We start from the raw sequence: 24,057 nt of genomic DNA, 5'->3' as shown, positions 1-24,057 counted from the left end.
AAATTATTTTAATGAGTGAGTTAATTTCCCAAAGACTTTCTGTGCTATCCAACTTTCTTCATCGCCCGGTACAATCATAATGGGAGTTCCGCATTTGGATATGACATAACACTGTTTTTGTTTATTTTTTTGATTTAAATCATTATCTAGAATAAAACCGAAATGATTTAAAGATGATACCACTTTTTCGCGAATAAAGGCTGAGTTTTCGCCTACGCCGCCAGTAAAAATTAAAGCATCGAGCTTTTTTGCTTGAGTTAAATAAGCACCAATTATTTTTTGAATAGCATAAACATACATGTCTATAGCAAGAACTGCATTTTCATCGCCGGCATGATAATTTGCTAAAACAGCGCGCATGTCATTGTTATTAGCAATTCCTTTTAAGCCACTTTGCTTATTAAGTACGGTATTGACTGTGGATAGTTCCAATCCTTGCTGTTGAAGATAGATGGGAATAGCTGGATCAATATCACCACAACGTGTCCCCATTACCAATCCTGCTAAAGGCGTCATACCCATTGAAGTATCAAAAGATTTCCCATTTTTAATCAGGCAAGCACTTGCGCCATTTCCTAGATGTAATGAAATGAAGTGACACTCTGCAACAGGCTTTTCTAAAAATTTCGCTGCCTCATAACTTACATATTCATGATTAATGCCATGAAAACCATAGCGTCTAATATGAAATTGTTGCGCTAGGTGAGCGTCTATTGCATAAGAATGAGTATGTTTAGGCATGGTATGGTGAAAACCTGTATCAAATAGTGCGACATGTACCGCTTCTTTAAAATGGGCCTGAGCATATTCAATGCCAGCGGCATTGATAGGATTATGTAGTGGTGCTAATTTAGACAAGGCTTTAATCTCTTTAAGCACTTCTGGCGTAATAATTGTTGGCTGCCATAGATATTGCCCGCCATGAACGACTCGATGACCAACGCCCACAATGGTTTGATTAAGTAAATCTTGTTTAAGCTGCTTATCTAATTCAGCAAATGCTTCTTCATGATTAGCAAAATGATGTGAACGTTGTTCTTTTTGCACTTTATAATGGTGCCAAAGGCCTGATCTTTCAGCAATGCCCTCAATTAATCCAGATAATAAAGGTATAATCTGATGATTATTTTGTTGACTAAATACTTTGTATTTAATCGATGAGCTGCCAGCATTAATCGTTAAAATACAATCTTGTTTAATGACTTGACTAATGCTCATAATTATCCTCAACTTGTAATGCTGTAACCAAGATAGTATTGATTATATCTTGTGGCGTACAACCACGGCTTAAATCATTAACAGGTTTATTTAAACCTAATAAAATAGGACCAATGGCTAGTGCACCTGTTTCCCGCTGTACAGCTTTATAAGTGTTATTGCCTGTATTTAAATCCGGAAAAATTAAGACATTTGCTTTGCCTGCAATTTTTGAACCCGGAAGCTTCTTCGTTGCTACCTCAGCATCCACAGCAGCGTCATATTGCATGGGTCCTTCAACAGACATGTCTGGGAAGTTTTGATGAAGAATTTCAACCGCTTTAATAACTTTATCAACACTTTTTCCTCGACCTGATGTACCAGAGGAGTAGGATAAAAGTGCAGCATAAGGTTCAATACCTAAATGTGCGGCAATTTCTGCAGCTTTGAGGGTAATTTCAGCCAGCATTTGACTGTCTGGGTCTGGGTTTATTGCACAATCGCCGTAAATTAAAATCCGGGTTGGTAAACACATGATAAAAATAGATGATACTTTAGTTGCATCAGGTTTTGTTTTTATAATTTCTAAAGCAGGTCTTACGGTGCTTGCTGTAGTATGTTCCGCGCCTGACACCATGCCATCAGCATCGCCACAATAAACCATCATGGCAGCAAAATAATTAACATCAGCCATGCGCTCAAGCGCTATGGGCAAATTAACATTTTTATGTTGCCGAAGCTGCCAATATTGTTTTGCATAGCTAGCTTTTTTTTCTGATTCTTCAATATCAATAATTTTGGCATGATTTAAATCAAGCTGCATTCGTTTTTCTAGGAGTTTAATTTTTTCTTTATTACCCAGTAAAGTAATATTGACGATATTACGCTTCAAAAGATAATCAGCTGCAATTAAAATCCGAGAATCGGTTCCTTCTGGTAAAACAATATGCCGTTTATTGGCGCGTACTTTATTAACTAATTCATGCAAGAAGATGGCAGGTGTTAAGCCTGAGATTCTTTTTGTTTGATTAATTAATTTTAAGATAGGTGGAGAAAAATAAGTTTCCATGGCCTCAATGGCTGCTTTTACTTTGGTTGAATTATCCTTGGTTAGGCTAAACTTAGCCGAAAATAATGAAGTAGCCGTTTCATAAGTATGATGGGTTGTTAACAAGACTGGAAAAGGGCGCTCTAAGCCGGAAATAATTTCTCGAATTGTTTTACCTAGCATTTCACCTCCGGTAAGGACAATGCCAGCTATTTTCGGATAAGAGCTTGATTGGTCAGCTAATAGTGAACCTAGTAAAATATCGATGCGATCATCAGGCGTAATGATTAACATGCCATCTCGTTTAAGCCTAGATTCAAGGAAATTACCAATTGTTTTAGCGGCGACCGTAAATTGTTTTGCAGTGCGGTGCAATTCATCTTTTCCGCATAGGACAATGGCATTTAGTTTATTGGCAATTTCCTGCATAGATGGGTTTGCTAAATTTTCAAACTCAGGAATGATAATAAATGTTAAATGAGGAAATTGATTTTTAAAAAGTTCATAAGCTTTAAACTCATCTTTAAGTGGAACACGATTAACAATAATCCCAATGACTTCTGCATGATTGCGCTTACTAATTTCTAGTGCAGTTGCAATGATAGATTGCATGTGGTTTAACGACCTATCTTTTGCTGAGACTGTCAGAATAACTTCACAATTTAATTGTGCCGCTAAAGTTAAATTAAATTCGTATTCAAAAACATCATTATCACTTTCAAAATCGCTTCCTTCTATATAAGTAATCTCATAATCTTTTTCGGTATTAATCATTGCAAAAATTGTTGAGAATAAAGCATCTGGCTCTTCGCGCATCATATTAATAGCTTGGTTAATAGACATAGTTGGATATATAAAATTTTGAGTTAAGCTTTGCAAAAGAGAAGTTTGGTTATTATCAAGTTCTTTAAATAGCTTAATGCAATGTAGTGAATAATGTTTTTGTAAAATGGCAACGATTCCTAGTGAAACAAACGATTTTCCAGGTCTTTTTTCAATGCCTGATAAATAAATTTTTCTGTGCATTTGGTAACCTTTTTATTAATAATATACTGTAGCAGAAAGTTGAAAAAACTTATGACTAGAGGTATAGAGTATTTTCCTCTGTTCAAAATATATCAATATGCTTTAAAAATAACATTTTGTAAATAAAATGATTTACATTTTTAAAAGATAATGAAGTTTGTAATTTTTCATTGAAAGTGAACATAGACAGTTAAAAAATTGCATGGCATAGTCAAAAGACTAGAGTGAAGAGAGGAAGTATTAAATGTCCATTAAAGATAGCAATAAATCACTGGGTGGTTTTTTTTCTCAAAGTATTTTTGCACTTTTTTGTATTCAAATTTTCTCAACCTTAAGCTTTAGTGTTTTGTATTCAACCTTAGTTCTTTATATGACCGGCCCATTGCATTTAACAGCTCAATATGCCAACAGTATCATGGGTGTTTTTGTAGCATTTAATTATGCCCTCCATTTATTAGGTGGATACTGGGGAGGGCGATTTTTATCTTATCGCGCTTTATTTTGTGTGGGGATGTTAGCGCAAATAATAGGTTGTTTGTTACTTGCCTTTGTTGATTTAAATTATTTGTATTATGGACTGGCTGCTTTTTTGACAGGTTCTGGATTAAATGTAACTTGCCTAAATTGCATGTTAACTCAGCGATTTAAGCCAGAAGATATAAGACGCGAAAGTGCCTTTCTTTATAATTATGCCGGTATGAATATCGGTTTTTTTGCAGGCTTTAGTTTAAGTGGCTATTTTCAATTGCTTCACAACTATCACCGTTTATTTCTGTTAAGTAGTATTGGTAATTTGGCTGCTTTGCTAATCTGTTTATATTACTGGCATGCTTTGGCAGATAAATATAGTCTTTACGCCCAATTTGATAAGCGTCAACAAATTCGTTCTTCTTTGAAAGGCTTATTAATGGTCATTTGTCTTCCTTTTATTTTAAGTCCTTTACTGCATTTTGCAGACTTAGCTAATAAGTTAGTACTTTTTACTGGGATTACTATGGTTGGCGTTATTTACTTATTAGCATTTAAGCAATCTGAACAAGAAGCTCGAGAAAAGATATTTGCCTTTGGCATATTAATGATAATAGGTATTGTATTTTGGATGCTTTATCAAATTGGGCCAATGGGATTAACTCATTTTATTGCCCATAATGTGCAACGTCATTGGTTAATGTTAACTATTCCACCTCAATGGTTTCAAAATATTAATACCATTTGTATTGTTTTAGGTGGCCCTTTATTAAGTATATTATTTAACCGCATGCGAGCACGCGGGATTTATATTAATATTCCAATGCAATTTGCTTTCGCATTGCTTTTAATTGGTGTTGCCTTTGCTATTTTACCTATAGGTATTGCTAATGCCAATGAAAAAGGATTAGTAGGGCCAGAATGGATAGTAATGAGTTTTATATTACAAAGCGCAGGTGAGTTACTTATTTCACCTATTGGTTATGCTATGGTCGGTGCTTTAGCGCCAAACTCATTGCAAGGGGTTATGATGGGTATCTGGATGCTTTCTACTGGTGTAGGTGCAACCTTATCGAGTTATAGTTCTAATTGGATGACAGTAGGCCATAATACTGTTAACCCTATTGTAACAAATGCTGGTTATAGCCATGTCTTTTTAATTCTAGGCTGTATAGCAATTGCAGCGAGTATATCTTTATGCCTTTTATCTCCTATTGTAAAAAGATGGATGAATGACAAAAAACAAGTTGTCAAAGATGAAGTTTCTTTAATTGCTGCTTAGTTTAGTTAGAGTTTTAATTGAGTCGTTTATTTAGTTCAATAAAGACGATGGAATTAGAGTGGTGTGACAATCTACCCTATTCCATCAGGACTGATAGTTTTTATTGTTTACCTGATACACAATTAGATCTTGAAGAAGCTTATATTGTTGGCAATAAACTTATAACGCGTTGGCAACAACTTGTAGCAAATCAAGAAAGTCACTTCACTCTAGCTGATACTCAGTTTCAGACAGGTTTAACATTCTTATTAAGTTGGCAATATTGGCTAAAATATGCGCCAGATACAGCAGCGCTTTATTATATCTGTTGTGAACCTCTACCTTTAAAAAAAACGGATTTAGCAAGAATCTTAAATAAATTTCCAAAGTTAGAACCACAAGCAGCTTTATTGTTAGAGCAATATCCTATTTTAGTACCTGGCTTTCATTATTTAAGCTTTGAACAAGGTAGAATTAATTTGATTTTAATGTTAGGTGATTTGGACTCTTGTTTTCAGGAATTAATTATTTGTGGTGAAAATAGTTTGGAATATAAATTGCGGCATTTTAGTATCGATGCCTGGTTTCTTAAGGAAACTAATCTTAGGAATTGGGCAAAAGAGCATGAATTTTTTACTACAATAGCGCTCTTATCTACCTCGAGAACTACTTTAACTGGTGTAGGTGTGCAAAAAACGACCCAGGCTTTTTTGCAAAACGTGGGTTTTAAAATCAAGAAAAATAATAGTTTAATTTCTAGCAAGCAAATTTTAAATGCGCAATTAGATAAACCGCTTAAGCCTATTAAAATAAAACAAACACCCTGGTATATGCCATCTTCAAAAACTCAAAAAATACCTAAAGCGATCGTAATTGGCGGTGGGTTAGCGGGATGTACTATTGCTTATTTTTTGGCTAATAAGGGGTGTGAAGTTTTTTTACTTGATGATCAAAAAGAGTTAGCAAGTGGCGCATCCGGTAATACACAAGCTATTTTATATCCCCAGTTTTCAGCTTTTCAATCTCCTATAGCCCGTTTTACGTTAACTGCTTATTTATACGCTCATTCTTTTTATAAAAAAGCCTTGTTATCTAATTTTATTGGTGAATTAAATGGTATTCTACAACTTGCTCATAATAGCCGAGAGCAAAAAGTATTAAAGAAAATCCATACTCATTTGTTTGCTCATTATCCTGAGTTAGGACAGTTAATTTCGGCAAAAGAAGCAAGTTTATATGCCAATTTAGAGATCTTTTATGATGCTTTATTTTTGCCGCTATCGGGTTGGATAAATTGTAAAGAGCTTTGTAAAGTTTTAGTTGCCGATTCACAAATACATCATATTGCTAATTATGAAATTAATACTTTATATTACGATAATAAGACCTGGTTTTGTAATGGATTTTCTGCCGATGTGGTGATACTTGCTAATGGTTATCAAGCCAATCAATTTTATGAATCTTCTTTTTTGCCACTAACACCTACCAGTGGGCAGGTAACATTTATTAAAACACATGCTGAATTAGCAAAACTAGCCATTCCTATTTGCGGTCAAGGTCATATTTTACCTAATTTTAATAATGAACACGCTATTGGTGCTACTTATCATCCTAATAAAACAAGTTTAGAGAATAGGCAAGCTGAGGATGAAAAAAATTTAGCTAAATTAAATGTTTTAATGCCTAACTTGAAAGGACCTAAAACCGTAGTTGGCCACTGGATGGGCGTACGTGCCACAACACCAGATTACTTTCCAATTGTAGGGCCGCTACCTAATGAGCCTGTTTTTAAGGAACTCTTTTCTCCTCTAGCTAAAGATCCAAAGCGGTGGTTACCTATCATCGGTGGTTATTATCATGGTCTATATGTGTTTGCAGGTTTCGGCTCTCGAGGTTTAACAACGATACCCCTCTGTGCCGATTGGTTAAGTGCCTTAATTACTAAGCAACCTTTTGCTTTGCCATCTTCATTTATTCGTTTTTTATCGCCCGCTCGTTTTCTTCTTAAAGAAATGATTAAACAAAAGCCAGCATCACGTAATAAATGTTAACGTCATGTAAATTAATCAAAAAATTTCTCTTTTATATTGCCTTACCTAAATATAGTTTGTCTATAGTTATAACTGTCAGGTTGTAGAAGATATAAGAGAAAATGCTTAGCTTAACGTTTATGGGCTATAGTACCTATACTCAGTGTTCTATACTTTAGCAATAGGATATAAAAGGAGTTTATTATGAAAGTATGGACATTGGCGCAATATCTTGAGCAATTACGGGAAGGCCAATTAAAACCTAGTAGGCCTTTTTCTACAGAAGAAGATGAGCTTATAGAGATGGGTCCTTTAGCCAAAAAGATAACTATCCCGCCAATGGAGATTAACTTTCCTATTCAGTTAAAATACATAGAAATAACTTATCAATTATTAAAACCTGTGCTCGATGAACTAGTTAATAATGAGGCATTTTCCTGGCGTTATCATTACGGATTTTTTTCAGCTAAGGAAGTAGCTAAAGGATATTTATGGGAAGCAGTAAAGAAAGCACTTTTTAAAGTTCCTCTTCTAAGAGAGCAGGATGTAGAAATGCAAGAATTTCTCTTTCATACTTGCGAGACACTTAGTAATGGTCTTGAAATTAATAAGGCTGTAAACCTCATCAATTATGCACACCTGCATAATCAATTTAAACTGATGGTTTCTTCTTTAAATTTACTACGGCCAACTAAAAAGGAATTAATAGCGTATTATAAACAAGAGAACTGTCGAAATATGGCTTATCAGGCTAGCCTTTTTTCCAAAAAAGAGTTTGAGCAGGCCTTAGCAGAGCAGCTTCAAATTGCTTACAATCAAATTGTGAACGTAATACAAAATGATAGGAATAAACAGACTAGAAGATTTTCTATAACAAGGGAAGATAACTTTATTGAATTATTGCGTTTATTTACAATTTTATTTAAAGACTTATGCAGTTTAGATTTAACCTCTCTAAATAAGGAAGTGATGCAAACTGTAAAACAATATTCTCCATTTTTAAGGCATAGTATTAAAGACGAGGAGAGTGATTCTAAATTAGAAATGAGAGAGCTTATCATGTTAATTGAATCCTTAATTCAAAAAGAAGCTAATAAGAGCTGCCCTATGGGAATACAGTTTACACTTGTTAATAATGTAAATCGTAATTCTTTATAATTTAATTATAAATTGGGAACAGTTTATTTAACAACTTAGAGATGAATTTTATCTTAAATTAGCTTTGTTTTATTTTCCTTAATGAACTTGCTAATTTAAATTGAGATAGGTAATCTTCAGCCTCATTCCTAAAGTTTAATTTAGAGGTCAAGCCATGGACAGTATTGAAATTTTTCAAATAGATGCATTTACCGATAAAATATTCCATGGTAATCCTGCCGCCGTATGTCTTCTAGATAATTGGCTTAACGATGAATTAATGCAGGCTATAGCTTCTGAAAATAATCTTTCTGAGACTGCTTTTATTATTGAGAATAATTCTGGCCTCTATATACGTTGGTTTACTCCTAAAGGTGAAATTAGTTTATGTGGCCATGCCACTTTAGCGGCAGGATTTGTATTATTTGAATTAGGTAAAACGTCTAAAGATACAATCGAGTTTTCTAGTTTGAGTGGCCCTATTAGTGTAAGTAAGCAGGGCAATCTCTATACATTAGATTTTCCGCGTCTAAGTTACCAAAAATGTAAGTTTTCAGAATTATTAGACTCCGTAGTTGATCAACCCATATTAGAACTATATGAAAGCGAACTCGATTATTTAGCAATCTTGGGCGAAGAAGAGCAGGTTATTCAAGCACAAGTTAATATAAATCTGTTAGCAAATTTGCCTAAACGTGGATTAATTTTGTCGAGTACAAGTAGTGAAGCTGATTTTTACTCCCGTTGTTTCTATCCCAAACATAATATTGCTGAAGATCCGGTTACAGGTTCAGCACATTGTGTCTTAGCACCCTATTGGTCTAAACGCTTGGATAAAACCCAATTACATGCAATACAAGGTTTAGAGCGAAAGGGAGATATTTTTTGTGATGTACAAGATAATCGCGTTTATATGTCTGGATATTGTAGGTGGTATTCAAAAGGCCAACTTGTAATCTAAGCTAGACTTCTTCGGAAACTCTACTATAGAGGCGCATTGCTTCGTTGATACGGTGCTCGAATCCTCATGTACTCAGTGTACATTCCGGTTCTGCGCGCCGTGTCTTCTCGCACTGTACTCTCTGTAGCGAGTTTCCGAAGAAGTCTAATGCATTGCTTAATTATTTTCCCATTTAAGGTAAAATGAAGCAACATGGCCTACTAAAGGCGGTTTAGTAAAAATATACTGATTTAAATAGCCCAGACCAACAGTCAAAGTCTTAGAAGCCTTGTGATCAACCCCAATAAAGAAACGATTTTGATCAATAGTATTACTAGTAATCCAGGTTGGCCTGTTTAAGTTTATAAAAAATTCATCAAACCAGACCCAACTTAAAGACTTATAAAAAGGTTGTTCTATTGTCAAGCGGGTACGTAGACGATAATTTAAGTCTGAAAACTGTTCTCGCTTACGCTCTTCAAGCCTCGTTCGCCATTGTAAATCGGATTGCTGAATTTTGTCGGATAGGACCATCTGTTGCCAAACTCTAAATTCTCTTCGATTAGGTATCTCATCTGATAATGAACCAATAATCAGTGACGTTGTTCCTATCCATAAGGCTAGCGTAGGCCTAACAAGATAGCCTAATCCTACGTTATTTAATGCTTGATCTAGCTTATTTGGCGCATCTTGAATGCGTAATTGTGGCTCTAGATAGAATCGATAGTTATTATGCTTAATATTAATAGTCACCGTATTCCAAATTTTTGCCACTTCAGTTTGAGCAGTAAAAGAGGTAAGAGGTAAAAGCCAAGCAGCACAAGCTAGCAAAAATCCTTTTTTCATTATTAGTAGATATTAAGCAATCCAGTTAACCTCTAATTCTGAATAAGTTTGATTTCTTATGCAAGAGAATAAGCTTTGCTAAAAAGTTAGCATGATTTAAAAAATTAGACTAAGCTAAATAAGCTGAAGTCTATACTTTAGCTTTTATTAATTTTTTAATGAGGACTAAAATGAAAGCATGGAATAGCGTAATTTTTATGAAAACTAATAAGCCTTGGTCTGAAATAAATGCTATGGCAAAGTGGGATGGTGTAGAAAATATGTGGTCTACTATGGGTGATTGGGATTGGTGTATTAAACTTAATCAAGAATCTTCTACACCTGAAAAAACTGAAGCATTTGTTGCACGTATGCGTGAGCAACAATGGGCTACTGAGACTAAAACAAGTTGGTGGAAAGAAGTCTCGCCTAAATAGTAAGCATTCGAGATAAGAGGCATTTTATGCCTCTTATTCATTCAAGTAATAGGCTGCTCCCTTTACCTAAATTGAAATACGTTAGTTTAAATTCCAAGGCTTATCTCTACCTAATGTTTACTTTTCTGAAAGTTAAACCACAACAACTTGAAGTTGCTATCGGCTTAATGTCATGATAAAAAGTTCATTCACTGACTAAAAAGGAACTAGGTAATGATTAGTTCAAAAGGACGGGTCTTTCGTGAATTGGTCGCAAAACAGCCTCCACTACAAATTGTAGGAACAATTAATGCCTATTGCGCCATGCTTGCTGAGCAGGCGGGATGTCAGGCGATTTATCTCTCGGGCGCAGGTGTTGCTAATGCTTCTTATGGCCTACCTGATTTAGGTATGACAAATTTAACTGATGTTTTAGAAGATGTACGACGCATTGTTCAAGCATCCTCTTTACCTTTATTAGTTGATGTTGATACAGGCTGGGGACATGCTTTTAATATCGCGCGTACTGTAAAACTTATGGAAAGTGCAGGTGTTGCAGCAATCCACATTGAAGATCAAGTTCTTGCTAAACGTTGCGGACATAGGCCTAATAAAGAAGTTGTTTCAAAAACTGAGATGGGTAATCGAGTTAAGGCTGCAGTCGACGCGCGTGTAGATGAAAATTTTGTTATTATGGCTAGAACAGACGCCTGCGCTATGGAAGGCTTAAGTGCTGCAATTGAAAGAGCACAGTCTTATGTTGAAATGGGTGCGGATATGATTTTTGCTGAAGCGATTACATCTTTAGCTGATTATCGGCAATTTACGCAAGCTGTTAATGTGCCGATTTTAGCAAATATTACTGAATTTGGTAAAACGCCTATGTTTACTTCAGAAGAGTTAGCTGAAGTAGGTGTAAAATTAATCCTTTATCCTTTAAGTGCCTTTCGCGCTATGTCTAAAGCTGCTTTGACAGTTTACAAAACAATATTAAGTCAAGGTACACAGGTAAAATTGTTAAAAGAAATGCAAACAAGAGAAGAGCTCTATGAAGTCTTAGGTTACCATAATTACGAGAGGCAATTAGATCAATTAATGGAGGAACAAGATGGTTAATAATACAGCAGGATTGGCCGGGGTCATTGTTGGACAATCAGCTATTGCCACTGTAGGGCAAGAAGGAAGTGGCCTTAATTATCGTGGTTATTCCATTGATGAGCTAGCCGAGAAAGCTTCCTTTGAAGAAGTAGCATACTTACTCCATTATGGTCGCCTGCCCACTCAAAATGAATTGAATACCTATATAGAAAAGCTTATTGGCTTAAGACATATACCAAGTATTTTGATAAATGTACTAAAGCTTATTCCAAAGCAGGCTCATCCTATGGATGTGCTACGTACTGCCTGTTCAGTATTAGGTACTTTAGAGCCAGAACATGATTTTTCTCAACAATACGATATTGCTGATAGATTACTTGCCTTGTTTCCTGGCATTATGTGTTTTTGGTATATCTATCATTTTTATGGTAAAGAAATTAGTGGTTTAAGTGAGGAAAAAACAATTGGGGGACATTTTCTTTCATTATTACATGGTCGGACACCAACAGATCTTGAGCGACAAATGATGAATGTTTCCTTAATCTTATATGCTGAACATGAATTTAACGCTTCTACTTTTGCAGCCAGAGTGACTGCGGCTACCTTGGCTGATTTTTATTCTGCAATTACTTCAGCTATAGGAACACTACGCGGACCTTTACATGGTGGAGCCAATGAGGCTGCTATGGAGCTATTAGAACAATTTAGATCGCCTGATGATGCTGAAGAAAAATTAATGCTCATGTTAGCTAATAAAGCAAAAATCATGGGTTTTGGACACCGGGTTTATAAAAATTCTGATCCACGCTCTGATATCATTAAAGCTTGGTCAAAAAAACTAGCGCAAGCTAAAAACGATACTTTGTTGTTTGAGGTTTCAGAGCGCGTTGAATCCGTTATGCGTCGTGAAAAGAAATTATTTCCTAATTTAGATTTTTATAGCGCTTCTGCTTACCATTATGGTGATATTCCGACTCCTCTGTTTACACCTATTTTTGTGATGTCGCGAATTACAGGTTGGGCGGCCCACGTTTTTGAACAGCGAGCAGATAATCGTTTGATTAGACCCAGTTCAGAATACACAGGTCCCGCTCCCCGTCCTTTTGTAGCTATTAAGGATAGAGAATAAATGAATACATATGTTGAAGATAATATTAAACCCGATTATGACAAGGTTATCGTAGATATCGTTGATTATGTTTTAAATTATAAGATTGAAAGTATTGCTGCTTATGAAACAGCCCGTTTTTGCTTAATGGATACTTTAGGATGCGGTATATTAGCCCTTAATTTTCCTGAATGTACTAAACTATTAGGGCCTATTGTCCCTGGTGCAGATTTACCAGGTGGAGCTCGAGTTCCAGGTACCCAATATGAGCTTGATCCTGTTCAAGCGGCTTTTAATATTGGTGCTATGGTTAGGTGGCTTGATTTTAATGATACTTGGCTAGCAGCAGAATGGGGACATCCTTCAGATAATTTAGGTGCTATTCTTGCTGTTGCTGATTATGTAAGTCGTCAAGCTCAACGGGAAGGTCAGTCAGGTCTTACTATGTATGACGTGCTTACTGCGATGATTAAAGCACATGAGATTCAAGGTTGTTTAGCACTTGAGAATAGTTTTAATCGAGTTGGCCTTGATCATGTTATTTTAGTTAAGGTTGCTAGTACAGCTGTTGCAAGTTGGTTGTTAGGATGTGATCGAGACATGATGTTAAGTGCTCTATCACAAGTCTTTGTAGATGGCCAAAGCTTAAGAACCTATAGACACGCTCCAAATGCTGGCTCCCGAAAATCTTGGGCTGCTGGCGATGCTACCTCACGAGCGGTTAGGCTGGCATTGATAGCAAAGCAAAAGGAAATGGGTTATCCAAGCGCACTAACAGCTCCTAAGTGGGGTTTTTATGATGCGTTGTTTAAGCAGAATGAATTTAAATTCCAAAGGCCCTATGGTAGTTATGTAATGGAAAATGTCTTATTTAAACTATCCTATCCTGCTGAGTTTCATGCGCAAACGGCAGTTGAGTGTGCTGTTAAGCTACATTCACTGGTGAAGGGCAAATTAGATAGCGTTGCGCGCATTGAAATAATTACTCATGAATCAGCAATCAGAATTATTAGTAAACAAGGCGAGCTACATAATCCTGCTGATAGAGATCATTGTCTTCAATATATGATAGCTATAGGATTAATCTATGGCGATTTAAGAGCTGAACATTATGAGGATTCTACAGCTGCTGATCCTCGTATTGACGCGTTACGGGCAAAAATGGTTGTGACCGAGAATCAGCAATTTTCCAAGGATTATCATGACCCAGAGAAACGTTCAATTGCTAATAGCCTAAAAATAATTTTTACAGACGGTAGTGAAACAGATCTGATTACAAATGAATATCCCATTGGCCATAAGCGTCGGCGGCAAGAAGGTGTTCCTGTTTTATTAGAGAAATTTGAGCGCAATCTTAAGAGCCGTTTCAATCAAGAAAAATATAATCAAATTGCGCAAGTTATGAATGATACTAATGTGTTGAGTGCACTAAATGTTATTGATTTTATGGCTTTATGGCAAGCGTAATATAATTATCTAAAGCGAGGAAGATCTTTTAGTTTTATAATTAAACCAGAAGGTCCACAGCTTAACACCAAGCGTTTATAGTTTTAAGAACCTTGAATTTTATGCAATTATTTTATTTATAAGTCTTAAATGGTTTGGATAGCAGTTGCACCAGGTTTTTCAATTAGAAAATAAAGGAGTGGAAAAGATCATTTCTCTTAAAACTATTATGATAAATATGAAGGTAGTTGCTCTCTTTTAATCTGGCCAGGCTGTTTACCATCATTATTAAATAATTGCTCAATATCTTTTAATTGAGTGTTATTATATCGTTCATAGCTAGCCTTAAGCTCTCTAATTTTATCACCTAAGGTTCCTTGCATCAAAATAACTTTTTCTGCAGCCATTATTGATATCTCTTCTTTAGTCTCTAAAGCGGAAAGTAACCTGGTAACTATTTCTAATTGTTTTTTAGATTGGCCAAAAAACTGATAGACTTTTCCTTCCTTTGAAGCCTGATCCTTATAATCTTGTAGCAATATATGTAGCACTTTTTTAGGATTACGTTGGTTTAAAAAATCGATTAAATCGTTAACTGAAGTAAACGGTTTTTTAGCGTTATCTAGTGTACTATGTAAATTTCGACCGGGTTCTTTCTCTAAAGCACTATGAATAGCTGTAAATAGTTTACCATCCAGTAGTATTTTTCTATCTGATGAATTAATAAATGTAAATGATTCAGGTTGCGTTAAAGCGTTAATTAACTGTTGGGCGGCATGTTTTTTTTGCTCTTTAGTAAATTGAAAAGGTAATATAACCTCATCTTGAGCATCACGTAATTGCATGTAATTTTCGATTACTCTAATTAAGAAATCCCTAGAATTGAGAATTTGCTCAGTTCTCTGAACATTACTTGGGTTGTTTAACTGTGCTACTTCCTTCTTTGCTAAATGAATTAAATCGCGAAAATTAGGGGCAGGGGAGAAGCGATGTTGTGTGGCAAAAGCGACTTGGTTTTCAAAAGCCTGCACCATGACTTTAGCCCGCTCAGCTGGTAACCCTTCACTCACTAAAATGTTTACCATTTCCTGTGTAGGATAGGGGGTTAGCGTGGTAGTAATTAAACGTCTTGACAATGCCGTGCTCGCGGCACGCCTACCGGCCATTGTGGTTGGATTTTGGGTGCCAAAAACCATAAAACCAGGTTTTTCGGGTCGTTTGCCTTCGGGCGTTTTGCCCATCAATAAGCTATTGAGTAATTGCTCCATCATAGGTGAGCTATTGATTTCTTCTAAAATGACTTTGGCGCCTTCATGAAAGGCTTGTAGTAAGCGCGATTTTTTTTCAGCGAACGGCAAGCTCGGCGCAATGACATAAAAGGGTTTTTCTTTGGGAGCGCTGTTAACATTATGGACTTCCTGATAACCGCGTGCAGCCAAAAGCATTTGTAGGAGCTCACTTTTACCAATACCAGGCTCGCCTTCAATAATAATGCCGCCCAGTCCGCCATAGGCTTGGTCTTCATTAAACGACTTTTTTTTCTCAACGCGCAGTTCACATAAATCGAGTAAGTCTTCCAGTTGTTTAACAATAGCTCGTCGAGAGTGGGTAATAGTAAACTCGTTTTTTCCATATCGTTGTGTCGAAGTGTCTAATGATTCAGGAAACAAGTGGGCTGGAAACTGCTTAGCAAATTCAACACGCCGTGTCGTAGGAACTAATGGATAGGCCACCTCATGAATGACCTGCTCTGTCAGTACTTTGATGTCAGCATGGGGGTTTTTGGTATATTGCGACATCACCAAAAGCGCCATCATTTGCAACTCACGTGGGGTAATTAAAATATCGGTGGTTGATAAGGTGCATAAGTAGCCATAGACCTTAAGGATAGATTGACTAATTTCTTCTTGCTGCGTTGGCGTAATCCCAATGTTTGCAAAAACGGGTTTTAAAATTTTTTCATATAAAACAGCGGGTGGCAGTGGACTAAACGCAATGGCATTACCATGGCGTTTAAAGAAGGGTGCTAACTGTCTTTCATCGCCATAAGTTAATGGGTTACCGGCAAAAATAACTTGATGCTCAGACGACAGCTCATATAAAACCCCATTAATTAATAGGGTCGGTGGGCTATTAAATAATCCTTCAAATTCACTAAATTGCTTTTGACTTAAATTGGCTTCATCTAAAAAGAGAATTTTCTTACCTGGTTTTTTACTGCGTGCCCAATCTTCAATACGGGCTTCACCAATCAACAGTTCGCCTTCATCTTTTTCTAAAAGTTCACGCTCCACAAACGTCGATTTACCCACGCCGGACAGGCCCGTTAAAAAGACGAAGGGGGAGTGTGCAAGTATCGCATTAATCTCATTGCGTCTGGCTTGCGTAAATGCTTTGGCTTCTGCCTCACTTGTTTTTGGATTAAACGCCGGGAGTTTTTGGCGATTAAGAGGCAAGTCATAGAGCCCCAGCCAGGCGTTATCACTGTTTTTTTGAGTCGGATGTAGGCGTAAATAGCGAAGGCGTGCGTTTAACTGACTTAAGGATTCTTGCTCAAGGTAGGGCGCTAACTTGGCTTCAATGTTTTCTTCTAACGTGCCTAATTGGACTCGTTTTTCCTCTACAGTAACATCATGACGTTGTGGATTGGCAAAGTGAAAATCATCGGTTTTATCAGTGATTAAGACAAGTTGGCCTGCTGGCTCTTGGTGGTTTAAGCGTTTGATAAGCAGCGGCGCGAGCGCATCACGGAGTTCAGCAGAAAACCTGCCTTTTAAAATGACTTTTTTCTTGGCATCTAAGGCTTGCAATAAGGCTTTATTTTCACCCTTAAATTCAAAACGTAACTCTTCTTTCTTAAATTCACCCGATAGCCGATAAAGCAAATCAGACGGCTTGCACTCGGAAACGTCAATGACGGTCCAACCTTTTTCTTTCGTCACCATCGCTACGGTCGTATCTAATTCAGAGCTCACCAAGACTTGAGTGGTAGCGATTTGACGCGTCCAATTAGGTAATGAATGTGGCTCTGTCCGCAATGAGGCGAGTGCAGGTGGTAAATGAACGCCTGGCGCGCAGCAGACAGTGAGCTTCACTTGATGAGTTTGGCAAGTACTTAATAGCCTTGCCCACTCATGTTCACTTAAAGCCCGGGTGAGATTCACGGTAAGCGTGCTCCCTTTTGCCGCTTCAATAAGCCCTGGGACATGCTTAATGGCTGTGCCATTTAAGTGATAACGACTTAAGAAGTCGCTGTATAAGGTTGGGTTTAAAACAGCGGTGTCTGCCTTTCCATCGAGGTCAGGTTTAAAGGTCACGTCTTGTTGTAGGGATTCCCAATTATAGCCCTTACGCTTAGTCAGCTTGATGTCGTTAGGAAATGTTAGGCGCGGTCCTGGCGTTTGAATAGCGCCTCGTAGATAGGCGCTTTGCCAGAATCGGACAAATGAGTCATCTTGCCAGGGGGCATTGTGAAGCTCAATGGCCTTGCCATGGTCCAGCGCTTTAGCTAATTCACCCTTTTGAAAGGTTAATTGATCACCGTCTAAAACCCAGTGCCCTAATAGTTGATTTTCCCAATCCGGTGCTTGATAGAGGTTAATAATATAAGAATTGTTCTGGGTCTGCTCTATAGTCATGTCCTGAACAGGCAATTCAGGCACGCCAGCAACTAAAGGGGCTCGATGAATTGGACAGGTTTCTACAACATCAAAACGGGAATAAAAATCAGAGCCTTGATAACAATCAGGCTTTTGGGTATTGATAACGCCTATTACCAAGGCATCTTCAGCAGGCAATGGGATGCCATCGACTTTACGTGTTTCATCTAACAAACTATTAAAGCGAACGAGGTCACTGGCTGAGAAGCGGTCATAATTAACTAAGATAACCGGCGCTTTACCTTGATTGGCTTTTAAAAAATCATAGAATCGCCCACCGGGACCTTTCCGTAGCTGGCCGGTCTGGGTTTTATCGTCATACGCCACAAACGGCGAGGCACACAGTAAGTCATCTGGGTGTTCAATGCGAAAGACAGGACGACTTTTCCTTTGGCAGTGGTGTTCTAAGGCATAATTTAAAGCCTCGACTTCTTCAGATGAGCTTACTTTAATTAAACGTTTCTTATGAACTGCCGGTTGCACACAAGTTAGGCAATAGCTTTTGAGGTTTTCTGTCACACTTTTCGGTGCTTTCCAGGTGGTAAATGCTTTTTCATAATCTCTCAGAAGGAAATTAGGATGATGGATGATGTCTGCCAAATTGACAGTTGTTTCTCGTTTAGTGGTATTGTCTTTATCTAAAATCACCTTTTTCAAAGGTTTAACAAGCAGTAGATAAGTTAAGATTTCGCGTCGCTGTATTTCCGTTAAGTGGGCAATACTATGCTGTAAAGCAGAGATAGGGTCAGGTATTTTGGCGATAAATTGCTGTAGCAGTGTTTGCGTGAAAGTATTGAGCTTAGCCTCTCTTAATCCAATGACCCAGGCAGGAATGCCTTCATTATCACGCAACAAGAGTCCTTCTAAGGCGGGAATGGACAGATCTTTCACTGGTGTTAATTGCTCTAATAGTAGTTTAAGATTAGCGCAATCAACTAAAGTTAATAAACCGCCTTCTTCCAAAAAAGCCTGTGGATCGTTGATTTTTGGTTTTATTGGCGCAATTAATGTCTCAACTGAAACCAATTTGCCCAAAGCCTGATGAATAATCGACGCGAGCTCATTATGTTTGACTTTACGAGCACCTCCAACAAAATTAGGATCATAGACAATCCAATCGTTACTATCAGGTTCAGGCTTAATCGCAATCGCATGCCAAGGATTAGTCAAAATAGCAGATTCTTGCAATTTTGCTAGGAAATTAGCTAGGTTATCCCCTAGATAGTGCTGGCTAAGAAATGAAAGGCGACTTGTTTGATATTTTTTTACATAGTTTAACAATTTACTGAAATCTTGTTTAAGTGAATCTGTTAGGGATTCACTTTTTCCATCCCAGTTAGCAATTCGGTCAATAAATTTATTCCATGTCTGTACATTATTAGTTTTTTTAAAGAAGTGAGACAGCGCATCACAAATACCATCTTGAATTTTGGGTATCTGCTCTAAATGTTGATTTGTTAGTGATAAATATTGCGATAACTTCTCAATAATCATGCCTTGATTTTTTGTTTGATTGAGGCCACGAAATTGGAATTCAAAATCATCAGAAGGGGGGATAAACTCTCTATGATCAGCTGGATTATGAGATCTATCTCTTGCAATAGATTCTTGTTTAGGGGAAGCATCTTGACTGGTAGGTACTTTTTCATCGTTGTTTCTAGTATTATCCTGTTTGGTTAAATTACCAGAACGTGTTTTAGCAACATCTGATTTCTTTTCAAGGCCTGTAACTTCTATATGGCTTAGTAAATCTTTTAACTCTTCATCAATTAACTTGTCGTTAATATTAGAGCCCCATAAATGAATTTTTTTGAGATTAGGTGCAGCTTTCAATAATGCTTTTAAATTATCTACACTAATTGTCGTGATTGCTAAATTAATTTCCCTTAAGTGCATAAGGCTATTGGGTAATATCTTAATTGGGTTTAATAGCGCCTCGCCACGACTTATATCAAGCGTAGTAAGTTTAGGTGAAGCTTTCAATAACATTAATAAATTACTTGGACTAACAAAACTTTGGCTTAAGTTTAATTCTGTTAAATTTGGTAAGCTATTTGCCAGAAGGTCAAATTGCCCTTGCAAAAGAGAACAAGATTCTAATTTAAGGGTATTAAGGTTAGGTGTTGCTTTAAGCCAGGTCTGTAAGGCTGAAGCGGAGAAGTTGATGTCTGAGCAAGTTATATTTTCTAATTGTTGTAGACCTTTTTCTGCAAGCGTCAAATTATCAATTAACTTGCAACTGCTATTGCCATAAAGTGTAATTGTTTTAAGATTTGGTGCTGCAGCTAATAAGAATTGGATAGTGCTATTGTTACCAGGTATTAAACTAAGCTTTTCTAATCTCTTAAGACTTAATTCTGGAAGGTTAAGTTCAAAAGAACCTATAGAAGAAACAACTGCTAAATCTAATTCTTTAATATGTGGGGCGGCTTTTAACAAATTTGCTAGGTTAGTGGCTGTAAGATAACTAGGTGATAATTCTAATCTCTCTAAGTGTGCTAAAGTTCCTTGAGTAAGAGAGAGCTCACCTGCTAAATAAGTACTACTTAAAACCAATTTTTTAAGGTTAACAGCTGTAGTAAGTATACTTTGCAAATTATCAGCAACAGTCTTGTTAAAACTGAAATCAAGTATTTCAAGAGTAGAAAAGTTTTGTTGGCTAATTTTTCCACTACTTAGTAAGGTTGGGCAATTTGATAAATTTAATTCCCTTAAGTTAGGTGAAGCTAAGATCAAAGCTTGTAAACTTAGTGTATGAATGTGGCTTCCACTTAGTGTAATCACCTCTAAATAAGCTAAGCTGTTTTCAGCTAGTTGTATCACTTCTGATAAATTTTCACAGTTAGCAAGATTGAGTTTTTTAAGTCTAGGTGAAGAAGTAAGAATTGTTTGTACGTTTGTACTTGAAATATTGCTTGAAGAAGCACTCAATTCTTCCATTTGAGTTAGAGATGAAGCTACTTTCAACAAGTCAGCTAAGTTAATGCAATCATTTAAATTTAATTTTTTTAAATTAGGTGCAGCAAGTAATAATTCTGATAAAGTGGCTACTGAAATGTCAGTATTAGAAAGATCAATCTCATTTAAATAGCTAAGACTCTCTTTTTCAAGCTCTAAATGACTAGTATTGTCTATTTCTCTAATATTCTTAATAGTAAGTTTTTTAAGTTGAGATGCCGATTTAAGAAATAAATTAAGCGTTAATATATCTAATTTACTCGCGTTTACAACGAGCTCTTCTAGATAATGAGTGTTTAATCTAATTTCACTTTTATCTATAACACTGGTCCCAATAAAGCAAATTTTTTTAACAGGCGCATCAGTAAACAATTTCTGTAAAATAACGCCTGAGATAATACAACGATCTATCTTAAACTCTTCCAAAAAAGGAGGTATCTGTATATTGTTAGGAATATAGAAGCCTTCTAAATGAAGCCTTTTAATGTTGCGCGTTGCATCCATTAATAAGGCGAAATTCTTAAAGATGAAATCAGTCTCTTTGACGGTAATTTGGAAGCTTAATTCTTCCAAATTTTTAAGATTTTCTAAGTCATCTGGTAATAAACTTTCTTTAGCCAAGGCAGTTGAGTCAGCTATCTCTAACATTTTTAAGTTCGAGGCTCTCTTAAGGAGTGCTTTTATATTGCCCATTGTCATCGTGCTTAAAATCAGACTTTCAAGCCTAGTTAGGCTATCTTCTCCTAATATTAGATTACCTTTACTATCATCCTCACCTATAGCAATTTTTAGCCTACGAAGTTCAGTAGTCATTGTTAATAATGCTTGTAATTCTAAGGTAGGAATATTAAGGGATCTGCTTTCAATATCTGTTATTGTTCTAAAGTCATTTTGAGTTAATGTAAGGCCCTTCACAACAATTGCTTGTCCTTGTTTTATAAAACTAGTAAGAACCTTTTTAATCTCTCCCAAGTCAATTTTTTCATAATGTTTTATAATTTTTAGATCTGGGAACTGATTTTTTAATTTTTTACATGCTAAGTTTACGTCTTTAGAAAAAACATCATGTATAAGATGGGTAAAAGGAGAATTAGCCTGTAAGATTGCAATTACTTTGGCTTGTTCCTTCTCAGACAAGCTAATATAGTCACTGACTTTAAGGCCACGAGCTGATGTTAAATGACTTTTATTAAGTAAATAAGAAATCCAATAATTATCTAAAATAAGTGTATTTTCCTGATTGTATAGTTTATTATTTGCTCTAATTTCTTCGGGAAAGGCAGGAGTTATGGCATAACGTACACTTTCTTCTCTAAGTGAGGCTATATTATCTTTTGTTAGAGTAACAAGTTTACCGTTTTGCCATATTTCAATAGAAAAACCATTGTCGATGAGATGAGTAAGCTTTTCAATAACGGTCATGATTTTTTCTTCAGACCAATTGCGTGCACTCCAATCAGCAAGAATTAATTTTTTAGGTCGTTTTTGTTCAGTTGGAGAAATCCAATAGGGCTTCTGTTTTATAAGCTCGTTAACTTCTATATTGCCTGTAGGAGAATCTTGATAAACTTCCTTGATCAGCGTTTCAGAAAAGTAAAAACTTCTGTCTAAATCGGGCATGACAATAAAAATTTTATAAGTAATTATTAAATTTTAGCTCAAATTGTTGTTTATACTTATTACTTGTTCAAATTTTATTAAATGAAAAGACTAAGTTATCTCAAAACTTACGAGGTATACCCGCAATACTGATAATTTTAGTGGCTATCTCTTCTACAGAGAAGCGAGTAGTATTTAAGTAAGGGATATTTTCACGTTTATACATGCCTTCTACTTCTAAAACCTCTAAACGACATTGTTCAGCCGAAGCATAGCGGCTATTTGGCCTGCGTTCATTGCGTATTTGCTGTAGTCTTTCTGCATCGATAGTTAAGCCAAATAATTTATTTTTATAGGGACGTAGGCTTTCAGGCAGGCGAGAATAACTTGATTCATCCTCAGTAAAAGGGTAGTTTGCTGCAAGAATACCGAAATGCAAAGCCATATATAAACAACTGGGTGTTTTACCACAGCGTGATACGCCTATTAAAATAATATCGGCTTGATCATAGCCTTTTATTTTAACCCCATCATCATGTGCCAGCGCATAATCAACGGCGATAATTCGATGGGTATAAGCTTGTGAGAAACCATGGGCTCTTCCTACAGTATAAGATGACTTTTCACCTAATTCTTTTTCTAAAGGGCCAAGAAAGGTATTAAATAAATCTAATACACAAGCATTCGCTTGTTTAATAGCATTAGCTATATCAGGATTAATTAAAGTCATAAATACCAAAGGTTTTACACCTGTATTTTTAAAAACGAGATTAATTTGTTCAACAGCGGTCTGAGCTTTCGGTAAAGTATCAATATAGGGAGTAATATGCTTCTCAAAATCAATATTATTAAATTGGGTCAGTAAGCTATGCGCTAGGTTTTCAGCAGTAATTCCGGTTCCGTCTGAAATTATAAATGCATGACGTTTCATTAAAATTCCACAAATTTAAAAGGTTTAATCATAACAGGAAATGATGAATATTAAGCTATACCCAATAGATTCCAGTTCCAAATTTAGTATTGCTTGGCAACATACAGTTCTTCTGCTATGTTGAATAATAACATTCTTCCAAACTGTCATTTAAAGCAAGTATCAGCAGAAAATAGTTCTAAAATGCTTATGTACGTTTTACTGATCTTGGGTCTTAAGGTGTTTGGAAAATCTAATAGGGTAAGTTACTTAAATTAACTATGAAAGAAACCCTCTTAAATACTAAAAATTTATTAGCTATTGCAAATGAGATACAAGCTATTGCTCAAACAGGGTTGGCTTATTGTAATAATATTTATGATAGAGAGCGCTATAAACAATTAATGGCAGTATCAGCAAAATTATTTACTCTAAAAGATGAAGAGGCAAGCGCACTGAAAGTAAAGTTTTTAGCTGAATCCGGTTATGCTTCACCTAAGATTGATGTTAGGGCAGTGATTATTAAAGAGAATCAATTATTATTAGTGCAAGAAAAGCAAGATGGCAAATGGTCCTTGCCAGGTGGCTGGGCTGACATTAATTTATCACCTTCAGAATGTATTGTAAAAGAAGTGCAGGAAGAAACAGGGCTGCTTTGTAGAGCTACAAGGCTGTTAGCTTTATGGGATACAGCGCGGCATGATCATCCGCCACACTGGCCATACACTTATAAGTGTATCTTTGAGTGTGAAATACTTGGGGGTCAGTTTGCCAATGATCATGAAATTATTGATATTGGCTTTTTTAATCTCGATAAATTACCTCCTTTATCAATAAATAGAATTACAAAAAAGCAAATAGAGACAATAATTAAGTTATTAGAGGTAGAAATAGGCTATACAATTTTTGATTAAGTTAATTAAAGGTTGTA

At 36.2% G+C, this 24,057-nt stretch carries 14 protein-coding genes; 9 read left to right on the top strand and 5 right to left on the bottom strand.

The features are described 5' to 3' along the window. Positions 1-3: 3 nt before the first annotated feature. Complete coding sequence (locus ACQUW5_RS01815; RefSeq protein ID WP_444989434.1) at positions 4-1,218, bottom strand: acetate/propionate family kinase; 1,215 nt, start codon at positions 1,216-1,218, stop codon at positions 4-6. Then, positions 1,208-3,271, bottom strand: a complete 2,064-nt coding sequence (gene pta, locus ACQUW5_RS01810) for a phosphate acetyltransferase (protein WP_444989432.1) — start codon at positions 3,269-3,271, stop codon at positions 1,208-1,210. The genes ACQUW5_RS01815 and pta overlap by 11 nt, the downstream gene beginning before the upstream one ends. A gap of 244 nt (positions 3,272-3,515) precedes the next feature. On the opposite strand from pta, the gene ACQUW5_RS01805 reads away from it, so the two are divergent. The 4 genes from ACQUW5_RS01805 (at position 3,516) to ACQUW5_RS01790 (ending at position 9,128) form a co-directional block, all read left to right on the top strand. Further along, complete coding sequence (locus ACQUW5_RS01805) at positions 3,516-5,021, top strand: peptide MFS transporter (RefSeq protein ID WP_444989430.1); 1,506 nt, start codon at positions 3,516-3,518, stop codon at positions 5,019-5,021. A gap of 17 nt (positions 5,022-5,038) precedes the next feature. After that, positions 5,039-7,051: an FAD-dependent 5-carboxymethylaminomethyl-2-thiouridine(34) oxidoreductase MnmC1 gene (mnmC1, locus tag ACQUW5_RS01800; protein WP_444989428.1), complete on the top strand. Its 2,013-nt coding sequence runs from the start codon at positions 5,039-5,041 to the stop codon at positions 7,049-7,051. Between the two features lie 183 nt (positions 7,052-7,234). Beyond that, entirely contained in the window at positions 7,235-8,188 is a 954-nt protein-coding gene (locus tag ACQUW5_RS01795; protein WP_444989426.1) for a hypothetical protein, read from the top strand. Positions 8,189-8,342: 154 nt separating this feature from the next. Next, positions 8,343-9,128, top strand: coding sequence for a PhzF family protein (locus ACQUW5_RS01790; RefSeq protein WP_444989424.1), 786 nt, complete (start codon positions 8,343-8,345; stop codon positions 9,126-9,128). A 156-nt stretch (positions 9,129-9,284) separates the two neighbouring features. On the opposite strand, the gene ACQUW5_RS01785 is transcribed toward ACQUW5_RS01790, so the two are convergent. Next, positions 9,285-9,953, bottom strand: a complete 669-nt coding sequence (locus tag ACQUW5_RS01785; protein WP_444989422.1) for a DUF2490 domain-containing protein — start codon at positions 9,951-9,953, stop codon at positions 9,285-9,287. A 170-nt stretch (positions 9,954-10,123) separates the two neighbouring features. Between ACQUW5_RS01785 and ACQUW5_RS01780 the strand changes: the two genes are divergently transcribed. The 4 genes from ACQUW5_RS01780 to ACQUW5_RS01765 all read left to right on the top strand — a co-directional run bounded on the left by ACQUW5_RS01780 (position 10,124) and on the right by ACQUW5_RS01765 (position 14,021). Beyond that, positions 10,124-10,369 carry a hypothetical protein gene (locus tag ACQUW5_RS01780; protein ID WP_444989420.1) on the top strand — a complete coding sequence of 82 codons (246 nt, stop codon included), beginning with the start codon at positions 10,124-10,126 and terminating at the stop codon, positions 10,367-10,369. Positions 10,370-10,582: 213 nt separating this feature from the next. Continuing rightward, on the top strand, positions 10,583-11,464 hold the full coding sequence (gene prpB / locus ACQUW5_RS01775) for a methylisocitrate lyase (RefSeq protein WP_444989418.1): 882 nt from the start codon (positions 10,583-10,585) through the stop codon (positions 11,462-11,464). Then, on the top strand, positions 11,457-12,575 hold the full coding sequence (gene prpC, locus ACQUW5_RS01770) for a bifunctional 2-methylcitrate synthase/citrate synthase (RefSeq protein WP_444989416.1): 1,119 nt from the start codon (positions 11,457-11,459) through the stop codon (positions 12,573-12,575). Before prpB ends, prpC begins: the two co-directional genes overlap by 8 nt. Then, positions 12,576-14,021 (top strand): bifunctional 2-methylcitrate dehydratase/aconitate hydratase, encoded by a 1,446-nt coding sequence (locus ACQUW5_RS01765; RefSeq protein WP_444989414.1) that lies wholly within the window; start codon positions 12,576-12,578, stop codon positions 14,019-14,021. Positions 14,022-14,227: 206 nt separating this feature from the next. On the opposite strand, the gene ACQUW5_RS01760 is transcribed toward ACQUW5_RS01765, so the two are convergent. Next, on the bottom strand, positions 14,228-22,237 hold the full coding sequence (locus tag ACQUW5_RS01760) for an AAA family ATPase (RefSeq protein ID WP_444989412.1): 8,010 nt from the start codon (positions 22,235-22,237) through the stop codon (positions 14,228-14,230). A gap of 100 nt (positions 22,238-22,337) precedes the next feature. Continuing rightward, positions 22,338-23,147, bottom strand: coding sequence for a posphoenolpyruvate synthetase regulatory kinase/phosphorylase PpsR (ppsR, locus tag ACQUW5_RS01755; RefSeq protein WP_444989410.1), 810 nt, complete (start codon positions 23,145-23,147; stop codon positions 22,338-22,340). Between the two features lie 260 nt (positions 23,148-23,407). Here ppsR and ACQUW5_RS01750 point away from each other — a divergent pair, with 260 nt between their 5' ends. Then, on the top strand, positions 23,408-24,040 hold the full coding sequence (locus ACQUW5_RS01750; RefSeq protein WP_444989408.1) for an NUDIX hydrolase: 633 nt from the start codon (positions 23,408-23,410) through the stop codon (positions 24,038-24,040). Positions 24,041-24,057 lie beyond the last annotated feature (17 nt).

Source organism: Legionella pelazae, from assembly GCF_052527395.1.
The sequence above is the reverse complement of the archived record's forward strand: the minus strand, read 5'-3'. Positions and strand labels throughout refer to the sequence as shown.

Excerpts from the sequence above, each read along its gene's own strand:
- ACQUW5_RS01815 (WP_444989434.1), bottom strand. The coding sequence starts at position 1,218 with ATGAGCATTAGTCAAGTCATTAAACAAGATTGTATTTTAACGATTAAT.
- pta (WP_444989432.1), bottom strand. The coding sequence starts at position 3,271 with ATGCACAGAAAAATTTATTTATCAGGCATTGAAAAAAGACCTGGAAAA.
- ACQUW5_RS01805 (WP_444989430.1), top strand. The coding sequence starts at position 3,516 with ATGTCCATTAAAGATAGCAATAAATCACTGGGTGGTTTTTTTTCTCAA.
- ACQUW5_RS01795 (WP_444989426.1), top strand. The coding sequence starts at position 7,235 with ATGAAAGTATGGACATTGGCGCAATATCTTGAGCAATTACGGGAAGGC.
- ACQUW5_RS01790 (WP_444989424.1), top strand. The coding sequence starts at position 8,343 with ATGGACAGTATTGAAATTTTTCAAATAGATGCATTTACCGATAAAATA.
- ACQUW5_RS01785 (WP_444989422.1), bottom strand. The coding sequence starts at position 9,953 with ATGAAAAAAGGATTTTTGCTAGCTTGTGCTGCTTGGCTTTTACCTCTT.
- ACQUW5_RS01780 (WP_444989420.1), top strand. The coding sequence starts at position 10,124 with ATGAAAGCATGGAATAGCGTAATTTTTATGAAAACTAATAAGCCTTGG.
- prpB (WP_444989418.1), top strand. The coding sequence starts at position 10,583 with ATGATTAGTTCAAAAGGACGGGTCTTTCGTGAATTGGTCGCAAAACAG.
- prpC (WP_444989416.1), top strand. The coding sequence starts at position 11,457 with ATGGTTAATAATACAGCAGGATTGGCCGGGGTCATTGTTGGACAATCA.
- ACQUW5_RS01765 (WP_444989414.1), top strand. The coding sequence starts at position 12,576 with ATGAATACATATGTTGAAGATAATATTAAACCCGATTATGACAAGGTT.
- ACQUW5_RS01760 (WP_444989412.1), bottom strand. The coding sequence starts at position 22,237 with ATGCCCGATTTAGACAGAAGTTTTTACTTTTCTGAAACGCTGATCAAG.
- ppsR (WP_444989410.1), bottom strand. The coding sequence starts at position 23,147 with ATGAAACGTCATGCATTTATAATTTCAGACGGAACCGGAATTACTGCT.
- ACQUW5_RS01750 (WP_444989408.1), top strand. The coding sequence starts at position 23,408 with ATGAAAGAAACCCTCTTAAATACTAAAAATTTATTAGCTATTGCAAAT.